19 protein-coding genes are annotated in these 20258 nt (G+C 61.7%); 6 read left to right on the forward strand and 13 right to left on the reverse strand.

Features of this window, described 5'->3' with window-relative positions:
* Positions 1–79: 79 nt before the first annotated feature.
* The 5 genes from ACM6I6_RS18880 (at position 80) to ACM6I6_RS18900 (ending at position 7284) form a co-directional block, all read left to right on the forward strand.
* Complete coding sequence (locus tag ACM6I6_RS18880) at positions 80–1471, forward strand: GntP family permease (protein ID WP_274075961.1); 1392 nt, start codon at positions 80–82, stop codon at positions 1469–1471.
* Positions 1472–1478: 7 nt separating this feature from the next.
* Positions 1479–2252 (forward strand): 3-hydroxybutyrate dehydrogenase, encoded by a 774-nt coding sequence (locus ACM6I6_RS18885; protein ID WP_323606347.1) that lies wholly within the window; start codon positions 1479–1481, stop codon positions 2250–2252.
* Between the two features lie 60 nt (positions 2253–2312).
* Positions 2313–4268 (forward strand): acetoacetate--CoA ligase, encoded by a 1956-nt coding sequence (locus tag ACM6I6_RS18890; RefSeq protein WP_414920489.1) that lies wholly within the window; start codon positions 2313–2315, stop codon positions 4266–4268.
* A gap of 148 nt (positions 4269–4416) precedes the next feature.
* Entirely contained in the window at positions 4417–6954 is a 2538-nt protein-coding gene (locus ACM6I6_RS18895; protein ID WP_414920490.1) for a PAS domain-containing protein, read from the forward strand.
* Between the two features lie 54 nt (positions 6955–7008).
* The gene (locus tag ACM6I6_RS18900) at positions 7009–7284 is read left to right on the forward strand and encodes a peptidylprolyl isomerase (RefSeq protein WP_007933743.1); all 276 of its coding nucleotides are present in this window, start codon (positions 7009–7011) and stop codon (positions 7282–7284) included.
* A 125-nt stretch (positions 7285–7409) separates the two neighbouring features.
* Here ACM6I6_RS18900 and ACM6I6_RS18905 read toward each other — a convergent pair whose 3' ends face one another.
* From ACM6I6_RS18905 to ACM6I6_RS18960, 12 genes are all read right to left on the reverse strand, one after another.
* On the reverse strand, positions 7410–8327 hold the full coding sequence (locus ACM6I6_RS18905) for a sugar kinase (protein ID WP_414920491.1): 918 nt from the start codon (positions 8325–8327) through the stop codon (positions 7410–7412).
* A 140-nt stretch (positions 8328–8467) separates the two neighbouring features.
* Positions 8468–9685 (reverse strand): amino acid deaminase, encoded by a 1218-nt coding sequence (locus ACM6I6_RS18910; RefSeq protein ID WP_274075956.1) that lies wholly within the window; start codon positions 9683–9685, stop codon positions 8468–8470.
* A 39-nt stretch (positions 9686–9724) separates the two neighbouring features.
* Positions 9725–10489: an IclR family transcriptional regulator gene (locus tag ACM6I6_RS18915; RefSeq protein ID WP_414920492.1), complete on the reverse strand. Its 765-nt coding sequence runs from the start codon at positions 10487–10489 to the stop codon at positions 9725–9727.
* 144 nt (positions 10490–10633) lie between these two features.
* The gene (locus ACM6I6_RS18920) at positions 10634–11023 is read right to left on the reverse strand and encodes a RidA family protein (RefSeq protein ID WP_274075954.1); all 390 of its coding nucleotides are present in this window, start codon (positions 11021–11023) and stop codon (positions 10634–10636) included.
* A 30-nt stretch (positions 11024–11053) separates the two neighbouring features.
* On the reverse strand, positions 11054–11848 hold the full coding sequence (locus ACM6I6_RS18925) for an amino acid ABC transporter ATP-binding protein (protein ID WP_414920493.1): 795 nt from the start codon (positions 11846–11848) through the stop codon (positions 11054–11056).
* Positions 11845–12507 (reverse strand): amino acid ABC transporter permease, encoded by a 663-nt coding sequence (locus ACM6I6_RS18930; protein WP_274075952.1) that lies wholly within the window; start codon positions 12505–12507, stop codon positions 11845–11847. Before ACM6I6_RS18930 ends, ACM6I6_RS18925 begins: the two co-directional genes overlap by 4 nt.
* Positions 12508–12516: 9 nt before the next feature.
* Positions 12517–13179 (reverse strand): amino acid ABC transporter permease, encoded by a 663-nt coding sequence (locus ACM6I6_RS18935; protein WP_414920494.1) that lies wholly within the window; start codon positions 13177–13179, stop codon positions 12517–12519.
* Between the two features lie 47 nt (positions 13180–13226).
* Positions 13227–14075 carry a transporter substrate-binding domain-containing protein gene (locus tag ACM6I6_RS18940; RefSeq protein WP_408596682.1) on the reverse strand — a complete coding sequence of 283 codons (849 nt, stop codon included), beginning with the start codon at positions 14073–14075 and terminating at the stop codon, positions 13227–13229.
* Positions 14076–14341: 266 nt separating this feature from the next.
* Positions 14342–14623 (reverse strand): type II toxin-antitoxin system RelE family toxin, encoded by a 282-nt coding sequence (locus ACM6I6_RS18945; protein ID WP_274075949.1) that lies wholly within the window; start codon positions 14621–14623, stop codon positions 14342–14344.
* Positions 14613–14861, reverse strand: coding sequence for a type II toxin-antitoxin system Phd/YefM family antitoxin (locus ACM6I6_RS18950; protein ID WP_274075948.1), 249 nt, complete (start codon positions 14859–14861; stop codon positions 14613–14615). Before ACM6I6_RS18950 ends, ACM6I6_RS18945 begins: the two co-directional genes overlap by 11 nt.
* A gap of 251 nt (positions 14862–15112) precedes the next feature.
* Positions 15113–16672, reverse strand: a complete 1560-nt coding sequence (locus tag ACM6I6_RS18955; RefSeq protein ID WP_274075947.1) for a TerC family protein — start codon at positions 16670–16672, stop codon at positions 15113–15115.
* Between the two features lie 305 nt (positions 16673–16977).
* A complete protein-coding gene (locus tag ACM6I6_RS18960; RefSeq protein WP_274075946.1) occupies positions 16978–17844 on the reverse strand; it encodes a LysR family transcriptional regulator in 867 nt (288 codons plus the stop codon).
* Positions 17845–17947: 103 nt separating this feature from the next.
* Between ACM6I6_RS18960 and ACM6I6_RS18965 the strand changes: the two genes are divergently transcribed.
* Entirely contained in the window at positions 17948–19492 is a 1545-nt protein-coding gene (locus ACM6I6_RS18965) for an MFS transporter (protein WP_414920495.1), read from the forward strand.
* A gap of 155 nt (positions 19493–19647) precedes the next feature.
* On the opposite strand, the gene ACM6I6_RS18970 is transcribed toward ACM6I6_RS18965, so the two are convergent.
* Positions 19648–20193 carry a vWA domain-containing protein gene (locus tag ACM6I6_RS18970; RefSeq protein WP_414920598.1) on the reverse strand — a complete coding sequence of 182 codons (546 nt, stop codon included), beginning with the start codon at positions 20191–20193 and terminating at the stop codon, positions 19648–19650.
* Between the last annotated feature and the right edge of the window lie 65 nt (positions 20194–20258).

Here is a 20258-nt window from a genome sequence, read left to right on the forward strand (position 1 = left end):
AACCACCTGGCACAAATCTCGCTATAGCCCCTCCCCACAACGTACTACCTTAAAAAAATAACAATCCAGGAGACACACCATGAGTGTGATCATTGCCTTGGCAGCCCTCACGCTGCTGATGCTGGCTGCCTACCGTGGCTACAGCGTTATCCTTTTTGCCCCGATTGCCGCCCTCGGCGCCGTCCTGCTCACCGATCCTTCTGCCGTCGCCCCTGCCTTCACCGGGGTGTTCATGGAAAAAATGGTCGGTTTCATCAAGCTGTATTTCCCGGTGTTCCTGCTCGGCGCAGTGTTCGGCAAGCTCATCGAACTGTCGGGTTTTTCGCGCTCGATCGTCGCGGCGGCCATTCGCTTGCTTGGCACCCGCCAGGCGATGCTGGTGATCGTGCTGGTCTGCGCCCTGCTGACCTACGGTGGCGTCTCGCTGTTCGTGGTGGTGTTCGCGGTCTATCCGTTCGCCGCGGAAATGTTCCGCCAGAGCAACATCCCCAAGCGCCTGATCCCGGCGACCATCGCCCTCGGCGCCTTTTCGTTCACCATGGACGCCCTGCCCGGCACCCCGCAGATCCAGAACATCATCCCCAGTACCTTCTTCAACACCACCGCCTGGGCTGCGCCATGGCTGGGCTTGATCGGCGCGATCTTCGTGGTCTGCGCCGGCATGCTGTTTCTGCAGCGCCAACGCAAAAAGGCTCAACTGGCCGGTGAGGGTTATGGCACCGAACTGCGCAACGAGCCGGAAACCGCTGCCGACATCAAGCTGCCCAACCCCTGGATCGCCCTGTCTCCGCTGTTGGCCGTGGGCATCATGAACCTGCTGTTTACCCAATGGATCCCACAGTGGTACGGCAAGACCCACAGCCTCGCACTGCCAGGCATGGCCGCGCCGGTGACCACTGAAATCGCCAAGCTGACGGCTATCTGGGCCGTTCAAGCCGCGCTGCTGGTCGGCATCCTCATGGTGTTGGTGTTCGGCTTCCAGGCGATTCGCGGCAAACTCGCCGAGGGCAGTAGAAGTGCGGTCGGCGGTTCGTTGCTGGCGGCGATGAACACCGCGTCGGAGTATGGATTTGGCGCAGTGATCGCCTCCTTGCCGGGCTTCCTGGTCTTGGCCGACTGGCTCAAGAGCATTCCCAATCCGCTGGTCAATGAAGCGATAACCGTGACCCTGCTGGCCGGCATCACCGGTTCTGCGTCGGGTGGGATGAGCATTGCGCTGGCGGCCATGGCCAATGACTTCATCGCAGCCGCCCACGCCGCCAACATCCCGCTGGAAGTCCTGCACCGGGTGGCCGCCATGGCCAGTGGCGGCATGGACACCCTGCCGCACAACGGCGCGGTGATTACCCTGCTGGCGGTGACCGGCCTGACCCACCGCGAGGCCTACAAAGACATTTTCTGTATTACGCTGATCAAGACCCTCGCGGTTTTCGTAGTGATCGGCACTTTCTACGCCACTGGCATTGTGTGAGGTATTGATGACGACTCTTTCGGGCAAGACCGCACTGGTCACCGGCTCCACCAGCGGCATCGGCCTGGGCATTGCCCTGAGCCTGGCCAAGGCGGGCGCCAACCTGATTCTCAACGGATTTGGCGATGCATCCAAAGTGATCGCCGAGGTAGAGCAGTTCGGCGGCAAGGTTGGCCATCATCCGGCCGACGTCAGCGACGCGGCGCAGATCGCCGACATGATCGCCTACGCCGAGCGTGAGTTCGGCGGCGTCGACATTCTGGTCAACAACGCCGGCATCCAGTATGTGGCGCCGGTGGACGAGTTCCCGGTGGAGCGCTGGGACTCGATCATTGCCATCAACCTGTCGTCGGTGTTCCACAGCACCCGCCTGAGCCTGCCGGGCATGCGCGCCAAGGGCTGGGGCCGGGTGATCAACATTGCCTCGGTGCATGGCCTGGTGGGTTCGACGGGTAAAGCCGCCTATGTCGCCGCCAAGCACGGGGTGATCGGGCTGACCAAAGTGGTCGCCCTGGAAACCGCCACCAGCAACATCACCTGCAACGCGATTTGCCCGGGCTGGGTGCTGACGCCGCTGGTGCAGAAGCAGATCGACGACCGCGCCGCCACCGGCATCGACCCGCAGCAGGCGCAGCATGATTTGCTGGCCGAGAAGCAGCCGTCGCTGGAATTCGTGACGCCACCGCAATTGGGTGAGCTGGTGTTGTTCCTGTGCAGCGAAGCCGGCACCCAGGTGCGTGGCGCGGCATGGAATGTCGATGGGGGGTGGTTGGCGCAGTAACCATCCACCCTGTGAAATGTGTCTACCTCGGCTTGTGCGTGAATAATAAAGAGGCAACTCATGTCCGACATCCTCTGGCAACCCAGCGCCGAGCGCATCGGCAAGACCCGCATGGAGGCCTTTCGGCGCTTCATCAATCAACGCCACCACCTGCACATCGACGACTACCCCGCCCTGCACCAATGGTCGATCGATCAGCGCACGGACTTCTGGCAGGCCATCGTCGACTTCTTCGACATCCGCTTCCATGAGCAACCCGACGCGGTGCTGCTCGAAGGCGCGCAGATGCCCAGCGCCCAGTGGTTTCCCGGCGCGACCCTAAACTTCGCCGAACACCTGCTGAGCCGTCGTGACGATGCCGTGGCCGTGGTGGCCGTGGCTGAAAACGGTCAGCGTGAACACCTGACCTGGGCCGAACTGGCCGAGCATGTCGCCGGCTTCCAGAATGGCTTGATCGCGGCCGGTGTCGGCCTCGGCGACCGGGTGGCGGCGTGCATGCCCAACACCTGGCAAACCCTGGTGGCCATGCTCGCCACCACCAGCCTCGGGGCCATCTGGTCCTGCTCGTCGCCAGACTTCGGCACCCAGGGGGTGATCGACCGCTTCGGCCAGATCGAACCGAAAGTGCTCGTCACCTGCGCCGGTTATCGCTACGCCGGCAAGGAGATCGACCAGACCGCCAAGGTCAACGAAATCCTCGAACGCCTGCCGACCTTGCAGCAGTTGGTCATCGTGCCATACGCACAGCCCAGAACTCACATCGAAGACTTCCGTACCCCGGCCAACGTCACGCTCTGGGACGACTTCTATGAACCTGGCGGCGAACCGGATTTCGTCCCGGTGCCCTTCGCCCATCCGCTGTACATCCTCTACTCCAGCGGCACCACCGGTGTGCCCAAATGCATCATCCACAGCACCGGCGGCGTGCTGCTGCAGCACGTCAAGGAACACGGCCTGCATTGCGATCTCGGCCCCGGTGACCGCTTGTTCTACTACACCACCTGCGGCTGGATGATGTGGAACTGGCTGGTCTCGGCCCTGGCGGTGGGCAGCGCCGTGGTGCTGTACGACGGCTCGCCGTTCCAGCCGGATGCCGATCGCTTGGTCGATCTGATCGACGACGAGGGCATCACGGTATTCGGCACCAGCCCCAAGTACCTCGCCACTCTGCAAAGCAGCGGCGTGAAGCCTGCGCAAAGCCATGAGCTGGGCAGCCTCAAGACCCTGCTCTGCACAGGTTCGGCGCTGTCGCCGCAGAGCTACGACTACGTCTATCGCGATTTCAAGGCCGACCTGTGCCTGGCGTCGATGTCAGGCGGCACCGACATCGTCTCCTGTTTCGTCAACGGCAACCCCTGGCAGCCAGTGCGCCGTGGCGAGATCCAGGGCAAGAGCCTGGGCATGGCCGTGGAGGTATGGAACGACCAGGGTCAACCGGTGATTGGTGAAAAAGGCGAGCTGGTGTGTACCCGGCACTTTCCGGCGATGCCCATCGGCCTGTGGCACGACCCCGACGGCGAAAAGCTCAAGGCTTCCTACTTCAGCCAGTTTCCCGGGGTCTGGGCCCAGGGCGACTACGCCGAACAGCTGCCTCATGGTGCGATGATGATCCACGGCCGTTCGGACGCGGTGCTCAACCCCGGCGGCGTGCGCATCGGTACCGCGGAAATCTATCGCCAGGTGGAAAAGGTCCCGCAGGTGCTCGACAGCGTGGCCATCGGTCAGCAATGGCAGGATGACGTACGGGTGGTGCTGTTCGTGCGCCTGCGCGATGGCGTGGAACTCGATGAGGCGTTGCAGCAGCAGATTCGCCAGGTCATTCGCGCCAACACCACACCCCGGCATGTGCCGGCGAAGATTGTCGCGGTCACCGACATTCCCCGGACCATCAGCGGCAAAGTCGTCGAGTTGGCGGTGCGCAATGTGGTGCACGGGCAAAAGGTGAAAAACACCGATGCGCTGGCCAATCCCCAAGCCCTCGAGCAATTCCGCAACCGCCCTGAACTCCAGGACTGAAACACCTGCAGGGGTTCGATTTCCATGGCAAAAAATATCCGTGGAGCATTCAATGATAAAAAGAATGACCTGAAGCAGGCCATCCAGCGTCTACTGCCCTGCAGGAATAGTAGAGGCCGCCACACCGAATCATGTTCAGGACAACCAGATGAACGCATCACCCACCGGCAGCGATGCCCAGGCCCTGATTGCCAGGCTCGACTGGGCGAGCAGCCCCCTAGGCGCCGCCAGCACCTGGCCGCAGAGCCTGCGTACCGCCGTGGACATCGTGATTCACTCGCCGATGCCGATGCTGCTGCTCTGGGGGCCGCAACTGACACAGATCTACAACGATGGCTTCGCGCTGCTGGCCGGCAGCAAGCATCCGCACGCATTCGGACAGCCAACCCACCTGATCTGGCCCGAATTGAAGGACTTTACCGACCCGATCTACAGCGCGGTCCTGCAAGGCCAGGTGCGAACCTACAGCGAACAGCGCTTCACCCTTCAGCGCGACGGCATCGATTCCGACTTCTGGCTTGACCTGACCTACAGCCCCATCCGCGACGAAAACGCCCAGGTCGCCGGCATCCTGGTCACTGCGATCGAAACCAATGAACGCCGGCGCATCGCCCTCGAACTGGAACAGCGCTCCGCCGCGAGCCTCAAGGCCCAGCAAGACACCGAGGAGCGCCTGCAACTGGCCCTCGCCGCCACCGACGCGGTCGGCACCTGGGACTGGGACATCAGCGAGGACCGCTTCATCGCCGACGCCCATTTCGCCCAACTGCACGGCATTGAACCGGCGCTGTCCGGCCAGTTGCCGATCAGCGAATACCTGCACGGCGTCCACCCCGAAGACCGCACCCTGATCGCCCGCAGCATCAAGCACTGCATTACCCACGGCACCGAATACGCCGAGGAATACCGTCTGCTGCTAGCCGATGGCCAGCTGCGCTGGGTGTTCGCCCGCGGCCGTTGCTACAAGGATCACCACGGCCGGCCGATCCGCTTCCTCGGCGCCGCCCTCGACCTGACCGAGCGCAAGAACACCGAGCAGGCCTTGCGCCAGAGCCAGACCGAGCTGCAGTTGATCATCAACGCCATGCCGATCCTGATCAGCTACGTCGACCGCGAGGAACGCTTTCGCCTGAACAACGCCGCCTACCTGGACTGGTATGGCCTCACGCCCCAGGAACTCTTCGGCCGCACCGTCCGCGAAGTGCTGGGCGACGAGGCCTATGCCCTGCGCGCCGGGTACATCGCCCAGGCCCTGGCCGGCAAGGCCTGCAGCTTCAGCATCAGCACCCCGCACCGCGATGGCAGCATCCGCCAGGCGCTGATGAATTACCTGCCGCGTCACGGTGCGGATGGCGCGGTAAATGGTTTCTACATCTTCGTCATCGACGAAACCGAGCGCAAACAGACCGAAGAAGCCTTGCGCAACCTCAACGAAACCCTCGAAGAACGGGTGAGCGCCCGCACCCGCCAACTGGCCGAGGCCAACGAAAAACTGCTCAGCGAGATGTTCGAACGCGAGCGCGCCGAAGAAGCCCTGCGCCATGCGCAGAAAATGGAAGCAGTGGGCCAGCTCACGGGCGGCATCGCCCATGACTTCAACAACATGCTCACCGGGATCATCGGCAGCCTGGACCTGATGCAACGCTACATTGCCGACGGCCGCGCCGCCGAAATCGCCCGTTTCACCGAAGCCGCGGTGTCCTCGGCCAACCGCGCTGCCGCCCTCACCCATCGGCTGCTGGCGTTCTCCAGGCGCCAGTCGCTGGATCGCAAGACGCTGAACGCCAATGACCTGATCCACTCCCTGGAAGACCTGCTCAGCCGAACCAAGGGCGACCATATCGAACTCAAGCTGCAACTGACCGAAGACGTGTGGCCGGTCAGTACCGATGTCAGTCAACTGGAAAACGCCCTGCTCAACCTGGTAATCAACGCCCGGGACGCCATGCCCGATGGTGGCCGGTTGTGCATCGAAACTGCCAATGTCTATCTCGACGGCAGTGACATCACCACCCTGGAACCGGTCAAGGCCGGGGATTACCTGATGATCGCGGTCAGCGACAACGGCACCGGCATGACCCCGAAGGTATTGGCCAAGGCCTTCGACCCGTTCTTCACCACCAAACCCATCGGCCAAGGCACCGGATTGGGCTTGTCGATGATCTACGGTTTCGCCCAGCAGTCCGGTGGCCACGTGACCCTGTTCAGCATGCCCGGCCAGGGCACCAGCGTGCGCCTGTACTTGCCGCGACTGCTCGACGTTGAGCCGCAGGACGTGCTGTCGCCGGTGATCAGCGAAGCACCGTCGGCGATTGCCGGCGAAACGGTGGTGTTGGTGGAGGACGACCCGGCGGTGCGAATGCTGGTGTTCGATCTGCTCAAGGAGTTGGGTTATCACGCCTATGAAGCCGAAAATGCGAAGACGGCCCTGCCCTTGCTCGAATCCGACTTGCGAGTCGATCTGTTGGTCACCGATGTCGGGCTGCCCGGGATGAATGGCCGGCAACTGGCGGAGATTGCCCGTCAGCATCGCCCGGAACTGAAAGTGCTGTTCATGACCGGTTACGCGCAAATGGCCGCCGAACGCCAGGGCTTTCTCGAAGAAGGCATGGACATGGTGGCCAAACCGTTTTCCATCGATCTGTTGGCCAACAAGATTCGCACGATGATCGGTCAAGCGCAGTGAGTTAAGGCATAATCGCCCGCCCCGCTGTCACGACCGTTGCAAGGTACCTGCCCCATGAAAGCTCAAGCCCGCCATATCCTGGTGAAAACTTCGGAAGAAGCCGAACAACTCAAGCAACGCATCGCCAAGGGTGAAGCCTTCGATGTACTGGCCAAGAAGTACTCCACCTGCCCGTCCGGCAAACGCGGCGGCGACCTGGGTGAAGTGCGGCCGGGGCAGATGGTCGGTGCGATCGATGCGGTGATCTTCAAAAAACCGCTGCGGGTGGTGCATGGGCCGATCAAGAGCAAGTTTGGGTATCACCTGGTGCAGGTGTTCTACCGCGACTGATGGGTTGGCTTTGGGGCTCCATCGCCAGCAGGCTGGCTCCCACAATGGATCTTCTGTGTCCACAAGGCCCTTGTGGGAGCCAGCCTGCTGGCGAACCGATGGCGCAGCCAGCGGCCATCCAGCACTCACTTGGGGATGAGTGCTCCGGGCACCTGAATCACCCGACTCGCCAACCGATGCCCCGCCTCCGCCGCTTCAACCGGGCTCCCCCCCTTGAGCCGCGAAGCCAGGTACGCCGCACTGAACGAATCCCCCGCCGCCGTGGTGTCCACCACCCGCTCGACCTTCTGCGCCGGCACTTCGAACGACTCGCCGTCGCAACGAATCAAACACGCCTCGGCGCCGCGCTTGAGCACCACTTCAGGCGTGCCGATCTGCTCGTACGCGGCAAACACCGCCGCACAATCGGAGAAATGGAACAGCGCCTGCTCGTCATCGACAGTCAGCAGCGCCAGGTCGACATAGGGCAGGACCTTGCGATAAGCCGCCCGCGCCTCCTCCACCGAGGCCCACAAACGCGGGCGGTAGTTGTTGTCGAAGACGATGCGCGCATCGCGCTGGCGGGCCTCGATCAGGGTTTCCAGCAATTTTTCCCGACCTTGTACGCCCAGCACCGCAAGGGTGATGCCGCTGAAATACAACACGTCGTAATCCGGCAGCGCCGCCAGGATCGGCGCGGCGGCCGGGGTGGTGAAGCAATCGCGCACCGCCGCTTCATTGCGCCAATAGAGAAAACGCCGCTCGCCGGCGGCGTCGGTCTGGATGCAATACAGCCCCGGCAAGCGACCGGGCAAGCGCTGGACCATGCCCAGGCCAATGTTTTCGTCGGCCCAACTCTGGCACATGGCATCGCTGAAACTGTCATCGCCCAGGGCGGTGACGTAATCCACCGTGCCGGCGGCGCCCAGTTCCCGGGACAGGTAGACCGCGGTGTTCAGGGTATCGCCGCCGAAACTCTGTTGCAGACTGCCATCGGCGCGATGCTGCAACTCGATCATGCATTCGCCGATCAGGGCGATGCGTGGGGTGTTGATGGTGTTCATTATTGTGGGGTCTCTGGTATTGCGATGTTGTCTGTCAGGGCCCCATCGCCAGCAGGCTGGCTCCCACAATGGATCTTCAGTTTCCACAAGACCCTTGTGGGAGCCAGCCTGCTGGCGATGGCCGCGCCGCGGTCGAAATCTTAGAAACAGGTTTCCATGTTCTCGATGACGTTCAACTGCTCATCCACCAGGCACCCCGTACGCCACTTGTCGAACGTCAGGCACGGGTGCGAAGTGCCGAACGAAATGATGTCGCCCACCCGCAGATCAACCCCCGGCGCCACGGTCATGAAGGCATGCTGGTCCATCACGGCGGTGACCTTGCAGGCGCTGACGTCATCGCCCTTGGCCGGTACCACACCGGCCTGGTAACGCAGCAACGGCACCGGCAATCCGGCGTCATAGGCCACGTCGCGCTTGCCCAGGGCAATCACCGCGAAGCCAGGTTCGGGCAACGACTGCACGTGCGCCCAGACTTCCAGCGCCGGGCGCAGGCCCTCCTGCAGGTCGCTGCGACGGTCGAGCACGCAGCATTGCGCTTCCTTGTAGATGCCATGGTCGTGCGCCACATAACTGCCGGGGCGCAGGACGCTGAGGAAGCGCCCGCCCGCGTTCTGCGCCTCGAACTCTTCGGCAATCAGGTCATACCAGGCCGAACCCGAAGCGGTGATGATTGGTTTGTTGATCGCGAAGGCACCGCTGTCCTGCAACTGCACCGCCAGACGCACCAACGAGCCTGCGAACGCGCGGATGCCGCTCACCGCGTGATCGCCGTGGATCACGCCTTCATACCCTTCGATCCCGGTCAGCGCCAAGGCTGGTTGCGCGGCGATCGCCTTGGCCAGGTCCAGCACTTCCTGTTCGCTGCGGCAACCGCAACGACCGCCAACCACGCCGTATTCAATCATCACGTTCAGGCGCACACCTCGCGAGGCAAAATACGCGCCGAGATCGGCGACGTTGTCCGGGTGATCGACCATGCAATAGAAGTCGAACGCCGGGTCCGCCAGAAGATCGGCAATCAACGCCATGTTTGGTGTGCCGACCAGCTGGTTGGCCATCAGCACCCGGTGCACGCCGTGGGCGTAGGCCGCACGGGTTTGCGTGGCGCTGGCCAGGGTGATGCCCCAGGCGCCGGCGTCCAGTTGCCGGCGAAACAGCGCCGGGGTCATGCTGGTCTTGCCGTGGGGCGCCAGTTCAGCGCCGCTGTTGCTGACAAAGTCCTGCATCCAGCGGATGTTGTGTTCCAGCGCTTCGCGATGCAGCACCAGCGCCGGCAGGCTGACGTCGCGCACCAGGTTGGCGCCGGTGTGGGCAAAGCCCTTTTCCACGGCGGCAGTATTTTTCGCAGAAGACATGGTCGAACTCCTCACATTCGCGGCCGCGGGCAGCCGCTGTTATTCGTTGATGCGACGGGCCAGGCTGTTGGCGCTGTCGATCAGCACCCGGCGGTAGTCGTTGTAATTGTTCCTGGCATCGGCCCGGGGGGCGACGATGCACAGGGTTGCGATGGCCACGCCATTCGGGTCTTTGACCGGGGCGGCGAAACAATGGGTAAAGGTGTCGGCCACGCTATCGAAGGAGAAAAACCCGTCGATACCGGCCTGGCGGATTTCCTTGAGAAACTGCTCCAGCGGCAAGCGTTCGCCGGTGGGCAGGATGAAGTCGTCGTGGTCGATCAGGTCGACGATTTCCTGGTCACTCAAATGCGCCAGCAACAGGCGCCCGGACGCGGTCCAGGGGATGGGCGCGTTCTCGCCGATGTCCGAGGAAATGCGGAAATGCCGCTCGCCCTCCTTCATCAGCGCCACGGTGTATTTGCGCCCGTTGAGCAGGCACATCTGCGCGGTTTCACGGGTCTGGCTGACGATGTCCTGCAGGGCGTGATCGGCCTCGCGGCTCAGGTCGAAATGGCGCAGGTGCGCCTGCCCGAGGAAGTACAGCTGGCGACCGAGGTAGACGTGACCGTCCTTGCCCACCGGCTCGAGGATCCGCCGTTCGAGCAACGAGGCCACCAGCTCGTAGACCGTGGATTTGGGGCTGCCGATGCCGCTGGCAATGTCGTTCGGGCGCAGGGGCTGGCCGATCTCCTTGAGGAAATCGAGGATATCGAACGCCCGGTCCAGACCGCGTGCCCGGCGCTTGATGGTGTCTTCGGTCATGTCAGTGGTTCCCCTTCAAAATCCCGGGAGTTTACCGAGAGTGCGGTGGCGACTGTTAGGCCGCCATCGCCAGCAGGCTAGCTCCCACAGGGAAACGCATTCCAAATGTGGGAGCAAGCCTGCTGGCGATGAAGCCACCTCGGTTCAGGCCTTTTTCTTGTACGCGATGCAGTCGATCTCGACCTTGCAGTCAACCATCATGTTCGCCTGCACACAGGCCCGCGCCGGAGCATGTTCAGGCTTGAAGTACTCGCCGAAGACCTTGTTGAAACTGGTGAAATCCCGCGGATCCTCCAGCCACACGCCAACACGCACCACGTCTTCCAGGCCGTAACCGGCCTCCTGGAGAATCGCGACCAGGTTCTTCATGGTCTGGTGGGTCTGCTCGACAATGCCGCCAGTAATGATCTCGCCGTCCACCGCCGGCACCTGCCCGGAAACGTGCAGCCAGCCATCGGCTTCAACGGCGCGGGCGAAAGGGCGAGGCTGGCCGCCCGCGGCGGTGCTGCCGGTGCCGTAACGAGTAATGCTCATGGGTGTTTCTCCTGATTGAAAATCGAGTGTTTAAAACCGCGTACTTTTAAGAAATTCAGCCAGACGCGGTGACTGCGGGCGTTCGAACAGATCCTTGGGTGGCCCCTGCTCTTCGATACGTCCCTGGTTCATGAAGACAATCTTGTCCGAGACCTCGAAGGCGAAGCGCATTTCGTGGGTCACCAGCAGCATGGTCATGCCGTCTTCGGCCAGGCCCTTGATCACGCTGAGCACTTCGCCCACCAGTTCCGGGTCCAGCGCCGAGGTGACTTCGTCGAACAGCATCAGGCTCGGGTTCATCGCAATCGCCCGGGCAATCGCCACGCGCTGCTGCTGACCGCCGGACAACTGCCCGGGAAAATGATCGCGGCGCTCCAGCAGGCCGACCCGCTCCAGCCATTTTTCCGCCAGGGCCACCGCTTCGTCCTTGTGCAGCTTCTTGACCTTGAGCAAACCCAGGGTGACGTTCTGCAGCGCGGTCAGGTGCGGGAACAGGTTGAATTGCTGGAACGCCATGCCGGTCATGGCACGGTGGCGGGCGATGATCTTCTCCGGGTGGCGGATGCGCTTGCCATTGACTTCGTCATAGCCGATGGATTCGCCGTCGAGCAGGATCTGCCCGCCCTGGAATTCTTCGAGCATATTCACGCAGCGCAACAGCGTGGTCTTGCCCGAACCGCTGGAACCGATCAGCGTCACCACGTTGCCGCGCTGCATGCTCAGGTCGACGCCCTTGAGCACTTCGAGCTGGTCGTAACGCTTGTGCAGGCCGCGGATGTCCAGCAGCGGCTGGCCGTGTTGTGCGTTGGTTTGAGTCTGATTCATGGCAAGGCCACCCGCTTTTCAATGTGCCGGCCGAGTAACTCGATGCCGTAGTTGATGACGAAGAACAGGAATCCGGCGAACAGGTAGAACTCCAGGGTCATGAAATTCCGGGCGATGATCTGCTGGGTGCTGAGCAGCAGCTCGGCCACGCCGATCACCGACAACAACGTCGACGCCTTGACGATCTCGGTGGACGAGTTGACCCAGGTCGGCAGGATCTGCCGCATCGCCTGGGGCAACAGCACGTAGCCGAGGGCCTGGTAGAACGTCAGGCCGATGGCCTGGCTCGCTTCCATCTGCCCGCGCGGCAAGGCCTGCAACGCACCGCGCACGATCTCGGCGACGTGGGAGCCGCAAAACAGCGTCAGCCCCAACGCTCCGGCCTGGAACGCGCTGATCTGCCAGCCCAGTGCCGGCGCCATGTAGAAACAGGCCAGCACCAGCACGAACACCGGCGTACCGCGAATCACATCGACGTAAAAACGAAACGGTGCGCGCATCCAGAACTTGCCGTAGGTCAGCACCAGGCCAGCGAACACGCCGAGCAGCGTGCCCAGCAAAATCGCCAGCGCAGACACCTGCACGCTGGTCAGGAAGCCTTGCCAGAGCGGCTCGCGCGCGACCCATAACTCATGCAACCAACTGGGGGATTCGTACATGGGGGCCTCCTATCGGCGGATCGCCAGGTGCTGCTCGAGGTAGCGCAGCATCATGGCAATGAGGTAGCAGGCCGCCACATAGAGCGCCGTGGTCACCAGCCAGGTTTCAATCACCCGGTAGCTCTCGACATTGATCTTGCGCGCGTAATAAGTCAGCTCCGGCACGGCGATCGCGGCCGCCAGCGAGGTGTCCTTGAACAGCGAAATGAAGTTGTTCGACAGCGCCGGCAACACATTGCGCAGCATCACCGGCACGGTGACGTAGGCCTTGACCTGCCATTCGCCCAGGCCGATGGCCAGGCCGGCTTCGCGCTGGCCCTTGGGAATGCTCAGCAGACCGCCGCGGAACACTTCGGTCAGGTAGGCCCCGGCATACAGCGACAGGGTGATGATGAACGACGGAATCTTGTCCAGGCGAATCCCCAGGCTCGGCAAGGCGAAGTAGATCAACAGGATCAACACCAGGATCGGCGTGTTACGGATCACCGTGACATATACCGAAGCCAGCACCCGCAACGCGCGATGCTTCGACAGCAAGGCAAACGCCATCAGCAGGCCGATCACGCAGCCAATGGCGATCGACACCAGCGCCAGTTCAAGGCCCAGGCCGAGCCCCGCCAGCAAGCTGTCGAAATCGCGCCATACGGCGGCAAAGTTCAACTGATAATTCATGGTCGGCAGTACCTTGAGCGGGGCGCGAACGCCCCGCCCTCACGGGATCATTTGAATTCGGCGGGAAAACCGATGGCTGGCGTCGGCAGGTCGACACCGAACCACTGCTTGAAGGACGCCGCGTAGGTCGGGAACTCAACGCCGGTCATGGCTTCATGCAGGGTGGTGTTGACGAAGTTCAACCAGTCCTGATCGCCGCGCTTGACCGCGCAGGCATAGGTTTGCGGGCTCCAGGCATAAGCCGGGCTGCGGTAGCGGCCAGCGTTCTGCACCATCAGGTACTTCACCGAAGACTGGTCGGTGGCCGCCGCATCGGCACGGCCGGAGTTCACCGCCTGGTACATCAGGTCGACGCTGTCGTACTGATCGACCTTGGCCTTGGGCAGCGCCTGGTGCACCAGCTCTTCGGCGTAGACGTTTTGCAGCACCGCCACGGTAACGCTGTCACCCGCAGCTTGCATGTCGTCGATTTCCTTGTACTTGCTGTTTGCCGGCAACAGCAGGCCGACGCCTTCACGGTAGTACGGCAGCGTGAAGGCCACCTGCTGGGCACGGCTGGCGGTGACCGTGATGAACTGGCAGCTCATGTCGACCTTGTCGGTCAGCAGGTTGGGGATCCGCGCATCGGACGACTGCACCACGAACTCGACCTTGCTCGGGTCGTTGAACAGGCCTTTGGCGACCATGCGAGCAATATCGATATCAAAGCCCTGCAACTTGCCATCCGCCCCCTGAAAATGCCAAGGCGCGTTGGTACTGCCGGTGCCCACGATCAGCTTGCCGCGGGCAAGAACACTGTCGAGCTTGCCGTCCGCCGCCTGGGCCACGCCCACGGCAGCGGCAGACGCTGCAAAAAGAAGAACACACGCTTTGAACAAGGAAGGTCGGCGATGCATGGCAAGCACTCCAGGGTGATGTTTATTCCGCTATACCGGAATACGGTATGTAACAACGGAATAGACAGCAGAAAGTGTGCCACAGGTTGTGGACGAGATGTAGGGGGAATGAAAAGTGTTTTGAATCAGGTGGATGCGTGAAAACCGGGAAACAACTCAGCGAAAGGGACGATTTTAGAAGCGCTACCGTTGGCTACGGGGGGCGGGTAGCAGGTTCACAACTAGTGCGCCCTTGCTTGTGAAACGAGCAGTCACGCAGCGATGACTTAGCGGGTGCCAGCGTCTTTATACACATCACCCCGCTCTCTTTTTCCGATCGCAATGACAGTCACCACCAGCACTTCATCCACGACCCGATAAACCAATCGATATCCGGCACTGCGTAGCTTGATCTTGTACGCGTTTCCTAGACCGCTCAGACGGTCCGCCGGTACGTGTGGATTGACCAGTCGCTCTTGAAGCTTCTTTTTGAACTGCTCTCGAAGATTTACCCCCAGCTTCCTCCACTCCTTCCAGGCCTTTTCGGAAAACTCCAACTCATAGGTCATCAATCGAAACCTTTATCGTCGGATCGTTTTCTCGCTCTCTACAAAGGGCAACCAACTCCAGATCTTCTAACCGGTTCATCATCGCCTCGTATTCTTTGGCCGGGACGCAATAGAACGCGGGCTCGTTGCGGTTGAGGATCGCGACGGACGACCCTCCACCGGCTGCGACTGTACCCATCGGGTTTTTCTTGAGCTCCGAGATACTCGCTACTACATGCGAAAGCACGATATGCGGCATGAAAGTGTTCCTTAGAGTGCTATTAGAAGTGCTAAAAATAGCACTCGCAAGCAAATCTGACCTCACTACTTTTGCCATAAGACCCCTTAATATCGATTGTTGAGAACGTGCAAAAGTTAGCACTTTGTGCGCTTCTCAGTTTCCGAGAGTCCTATGGGGCAAGTCCTGAAGTCAGGTGAGGGAGTGTCTGAACTTCTGTAGGAAAATTCTCCAGAACGCGGCACTCGATCCACACAAGGCCCGGCAATGAATCAACCGCCCAAACGCACCAGAGATACCCGCGTCACCCGCCGCTCTTCAACCGACATGACGGTCAACCGCCAGCCTTCCCACTCGTGGCTATCCCCGATCATCGGCAGCCGATCCAGCAGGCTCACCACCAAACCGGCCAGGGTTTGATAGTCGTCGGTCGGTTGTGCCGCAAACCCGGTCCGCTGATGCACCCGCGCCAGGTTCAATGCGCCGCTGACCACGAAACCGCCCTTCTCCTCGACCACGTCCGGGCCTTCGATTTCGCTGGCGTCGGGCAGCTCACCGGCTATCGATTCAAGAATGTCGGTCATGGTCAACACGCCGACGAAGTCACCGAACTCATTGACCACGAACGCGATGTGGGTCGAGGCCTTGCGCATCTGTTCCAGGGCATTGAGGATCGAATAGCTGTCCAGCAGGTTGATGGTCTGGCGCGCCAGGTGTGCAAGATCGGGCTGGTTGCCGCCCAGGTATTCCTTCAACAGCTCCTTCTTGTGTACGAAGCCCAGCGGCTCATCCACCGCGCCGTCGCGAATCAGCGGCAGTCGCGAGTAGGACGAGTGCATCAGCCTTGTACGAATCGCCTCGGCGTCTTCAGCCAGGTCGATGTGATCGACGTCGGCGCGTACGGTCATCAAGCTGCGGATCGGCCGCTCGGCCAGTTGCAGGACACCACTGATCATCACCCGCTCACGACGATCGAACAGCTGTTCGCCCGGGGCCTCACCGTTATCCAGCATGTCGGCAATGTCTTCACCGACCTCCTCCACCGCCAACTTGCGCCCGCCGAGCAGGCGCATCACCGCATGGGCGGTACGCTCACGCATAGGTCGCAAGCCCTGCATCGAGCGCTTGCGGCGTGCCCGGGCGATCTGGTTGAACACTTCGATCAGGATCGAGAAACCGATGGCCGCGTACAGATAACCCTTTGGAATGTGGAAGCCCAGGCCTTCGGCGGTCAGCGCAAAGCCGATCATCATCAGGAAGCCCAGGCACAGCATGATCACTGTGGGATGCGCGTTGACGAAGCGGGTCAACGGCTTGCTGGCGACGATCATCAGGCCAATGGAAATGATCACCGCGATCATCATCACAGCGAGCTCGTCGACCATGCCCACGGCGGTAATCACCGCATCGAGGGAGAACACCGCATCGAGCACCACGATTTGCGCCACGATGGGCCAGAACAGCGCGTAAGTCGTGTTGGACGTGCGCTCGCCGACATGGCCTTCGAGCCGTTCATGCAGCTCCATGGTCGCCTTGAACAACAGGAACACACCGCCGAACAGCATGATCAGGTCACGTCCCGAGAAGCTCTTGTCGAATACCTCGAACAGCGGCTGGGTCAGGGTCACCAGCCAGGAAATACTCGCCAGCAGGCCCAGGCGCATCAACAAGGCCAGGGACAGCCCGATGATTCGCGCGCGGTCGCGCTGTTCGGGTGGCAATTTATCCGCCAGGATCGCGATGAACACCAGATTGTCGATGCCCAGCACCAGCTCCAGCACAATCAACGTCAACAAGCCCAGCCACGCGGTGGGGTCAGCTAACCATTCCATTTGAACGTCTCGATCTCTTCAGTGAATTCAGAATGCCGGGCACGGCAAGGCACGGCGCAGAGGCCGGGGAAGTGCAATGACAGGGAGATCGGGACGCCAGAAGACCGGATGTTTCGCGTCCATCAAGACCGCGCGTTGGCGCGAGGGGAAAGGATAACTGGGGGGCTCCGTAAGGGTGTTCATGCAAGTCCTGAAAAGGAAAAAGGACTTGAATCGTACAGGCGATAGAGACAATTCCTACAGCTGGAAACTATTTCAAGATCTGTAGCAACCCTGGAGTTGTGTTGCTCTGGAGGCGATGCTTTTCAACCATTCTTCACTCGCTCGATGTACCGCACCACAGCCGGGGACTTTTCGAACCGCCGATGAATCAACGCCAGCCATGACGATGCCTTGCAGTCGTTGATCTGGCGATAAACCACATTCGGCAAACTGACGTGGCCGACCACCGACTCCGGCACCACCGCCACGCCCTGCTCCAGGGAAACCAAGGCAATCACCGCCACCAGCCCACCGGGCTGCGCACCGAGTTTCGGGACGAAATGACCTTGGGAAGCGACTTGCAATGTACCCACGACCTGTTCCGGGAGAATGAAGTTTTCATTCTGTAAATGCGCCGAATTGATCACCGGCAAACGGTTCAGCCACGAGTCGACCGGCAACGCCAACACAAAGCCTTCGTCGCTCAACTGCACAGCCTCGATGCCCTCGGGCAGGGCCAGCGGGCAACGGATATAGCCCAGGTCGAAGCGCCCTTCAAGGATCATGTTCGCCAGGCTGGCCATGGGGCTTTCCCGCACATTGAGGCTGACATCCGGGTACTCGGCGGCAAATCCCTGCACCTGTTTTTGCAGCAGCCCCGAATACACCGCCGACGCGACATAACCCAGTTCGATGTGGCCGATATCGCCACGCCCGGCGCGCTGGGCGTTTTGCTGGGCGTATTCGAATTGCCGCACCGTCGCCTCGGCTTCGATCAACAGTGCGGCGCCGGCTTCGGTCAAGCTGACTTCACGGGTCTGGCGCACGAACAGGCGCGTGCCCAGTTCGTTTTCCATGTCCTGGATCTGCCGAGTCAAGGTCGGCGGTGCGATGCCGAGTTGCTCGGCGGCGCGAGTGAAGTTGCCTTGCCGGGCAACAGCGAGGAAATAGCGGAAATGACGGATATCCATCGATGCATTAGCTCAAAGGTAATGAAGTGACGGTGCGCGCCTAACAAAGGCCGCGTCAGCCAGCGATAAGCTGCACTCAACCTCACAGTAGAGAACCCTGGCCATGTCCGTCAAACCCAAGGTGAGCCCGCGCCTGACCTTGCTCACTGCCTCTGCGGTGTGCTCGCTGATCGTGCTCGACACCAACATCGTCGCCGTTACCTTGCCCAGCATCGCCCGGGACCTGGGAGCGAATTTCGCCGACATCGAATGGGTGGTCAGCGCCTACATGCTGGCCTTCGCCGCGCTGTTGCTGCCCGCTGGCAGCCTGGCCGATCGCTTTGGCCGGCAGAAAATGCTGATGTGGGGGCTGGGCATTTTCATCCTTGCGTCGATTGGCTGTGGGGCGGCGCCGAATGCACTGTTTCTCGACATTGCCCGCGCCATCAAGGGCGTCGGTGCGGCGCTGCTGTTGACCTCAGCGCTCGCCTCCATCGGCCACACCTTCCACGATGAAGTCGAACGGGCCAAGGCCTGGGCATTCTGGGGCGGTTGCATGGGCGTGGCGATGACGGCGGCGCCGACCCTGGGCGGCTTGATCACCGAATACATTGGTTGGCGCTGGATCTTCTATCTCAACCTGCCTGTGGGGCTGGTGCTGATGGTTATGGTCTGGCGCGCGGTGCCGGAATCCCGCGACGCCCAGGCTGCGCGCCTCGATCCGTGGGGCAGCCTGGCCTTCAGCGCCAGCCTGTTGTGCCTGATCTGGGGCTTGATCGAAGCCAACCGGATCGGCTGGGACAACCCCGTCACCTACACCCGCCTCGTGGGCGGCGCCCTGTTGCTGGGGTTGTTCGTGGTGATCGAGCGCCTGCAACAGCGGCCGATGATCGACCTGCAACTGTTCCGTCACCCGCGTTTCATCGGTGCGTTGCTCGGCATGTTTTCCTACGCCGCGTGTGCCCAGGTGATGATGACCATGTTGCCGTTCTACCTGCAGAACGGGCTGGGTTTTACCGCCATTTCCGCCGGGCTGGGCATGCTGCCGTTTGCCGTGACCATGCTGATCTTTCCGCGCATTGGTGCACGCCTGGCGGGACGTGTGACGCCGGCAAACATGATGGCCATCGGGCTGACGCTGGTCGGTAGCGGTAACTTGCTCAGCGCCTGGGCGGTCATTAGTGGAGGTTACCTGCCCTTCGCCCTGGCGATTGCCGTGACCGGTGCCGGCGCGGGACTGCTCAATGGCGATACGCAGAAAAACATCATGGCCTGCGTGCCTAGGGAACGCACCGGCATGGCCTCGGGCATGAGTACGACGATGCGCTTCAGCGCGGTGATGCTGGCGATTGGTGTGTATGGTGCGTTGCTTTCGGGGCATAGCGAACAATTGCTGCACGACGGCCTGGCGGCACAGGGTGGGCAATGGCTTGAACAGACCCAAGGGGTTGCCTCGCGGGTGGTGGCCGGTGACATGGCGGCGGCGCTGAGTCTGGTGCCGGAGGCCGCGCGGTCGGTGGTCGAGCCGCTGGCGAGAGAAGCGTTTGTGGGTGGTTTCAGTCTCTTGCTTTGGGTCGCGGGGTTGGCGGGATTGTTTGGTGCGTTGGTGGTGGGCTTGCTGATGCGCAACCCGATTCCAGTGCCCCGGACTGCACTGGTGCTTGAGTGACGCGTACCTGGCAATTTCAGCTTTGAACCTGAGGCCCTCATCGCCAGCAGGCTGGCTCCCACAGGGGAATCCGGCGTTTATGATTTCTGTGTCTCACCCGCATCACTGTGGGAGCCAGCCTGCTGGCGATTGGGCCAGCACAGACAACGCAGAACTCAGCTGGGAAGCAGTTCGTCGATATGCCGATATTCGGATTGCAATTGCGCCGCCAATACCTTGCTGCGCCCGAGACGAATCGGCCCGCGCTCGATGTCGATCACCAGCCCCGGACAATCGAGCGTGGGCAACGACGGCCATTCTTTCAGACGGCCATCGGTCACCAGCAACAAGCGCTGCTGCTCCGCAGGAAAACGCTTTTGCCGCACGGCCAGCCAGCGCCCCGCTTCACCCAGCGCCGCCAGCAACGGCGTGCCGCCACCGGCGCCCAGGCCATCGAGCCATTGGCGCAACCCCGTCGACGCTTTCAGCCCCTGCACCTGCCACTTCGGCAGCGCACCGCTGGCCGTCAGCAAGGCCAGGCGCGCGCGCTGTCGGTAGGCGTCGTCGAACAATTGCGCCAGCAAACCCTTGGCATCACTCAAGGCTTGATGACGCCGGGTGGACGCCGAGGCATCGACGATCACCAGCCACAGTTCATGAGCCGAACGCGTGCGTTGCTGGAACAACACGTCCTGGCGCTGGCGCGGCCGACCGTTGAGCAGCGTGCCTGGCCAATTGATCGAGCCACCATCGGCCGCGTGACGTTTACCCTGTTTGCCGGAATCGA

Origin of the sequence: Pseudomonas sp. IT-P218 (assembly GCF_949767605.1) — a bacterium.
GTDB classification, from domain to species: Bacteria; Pseudomonadota; Gammaproteobacteria; order Pseudomonadales; family Pseudomonadaceae; genus Aquipseudomonas; species Aquipseudomonas putida_AE.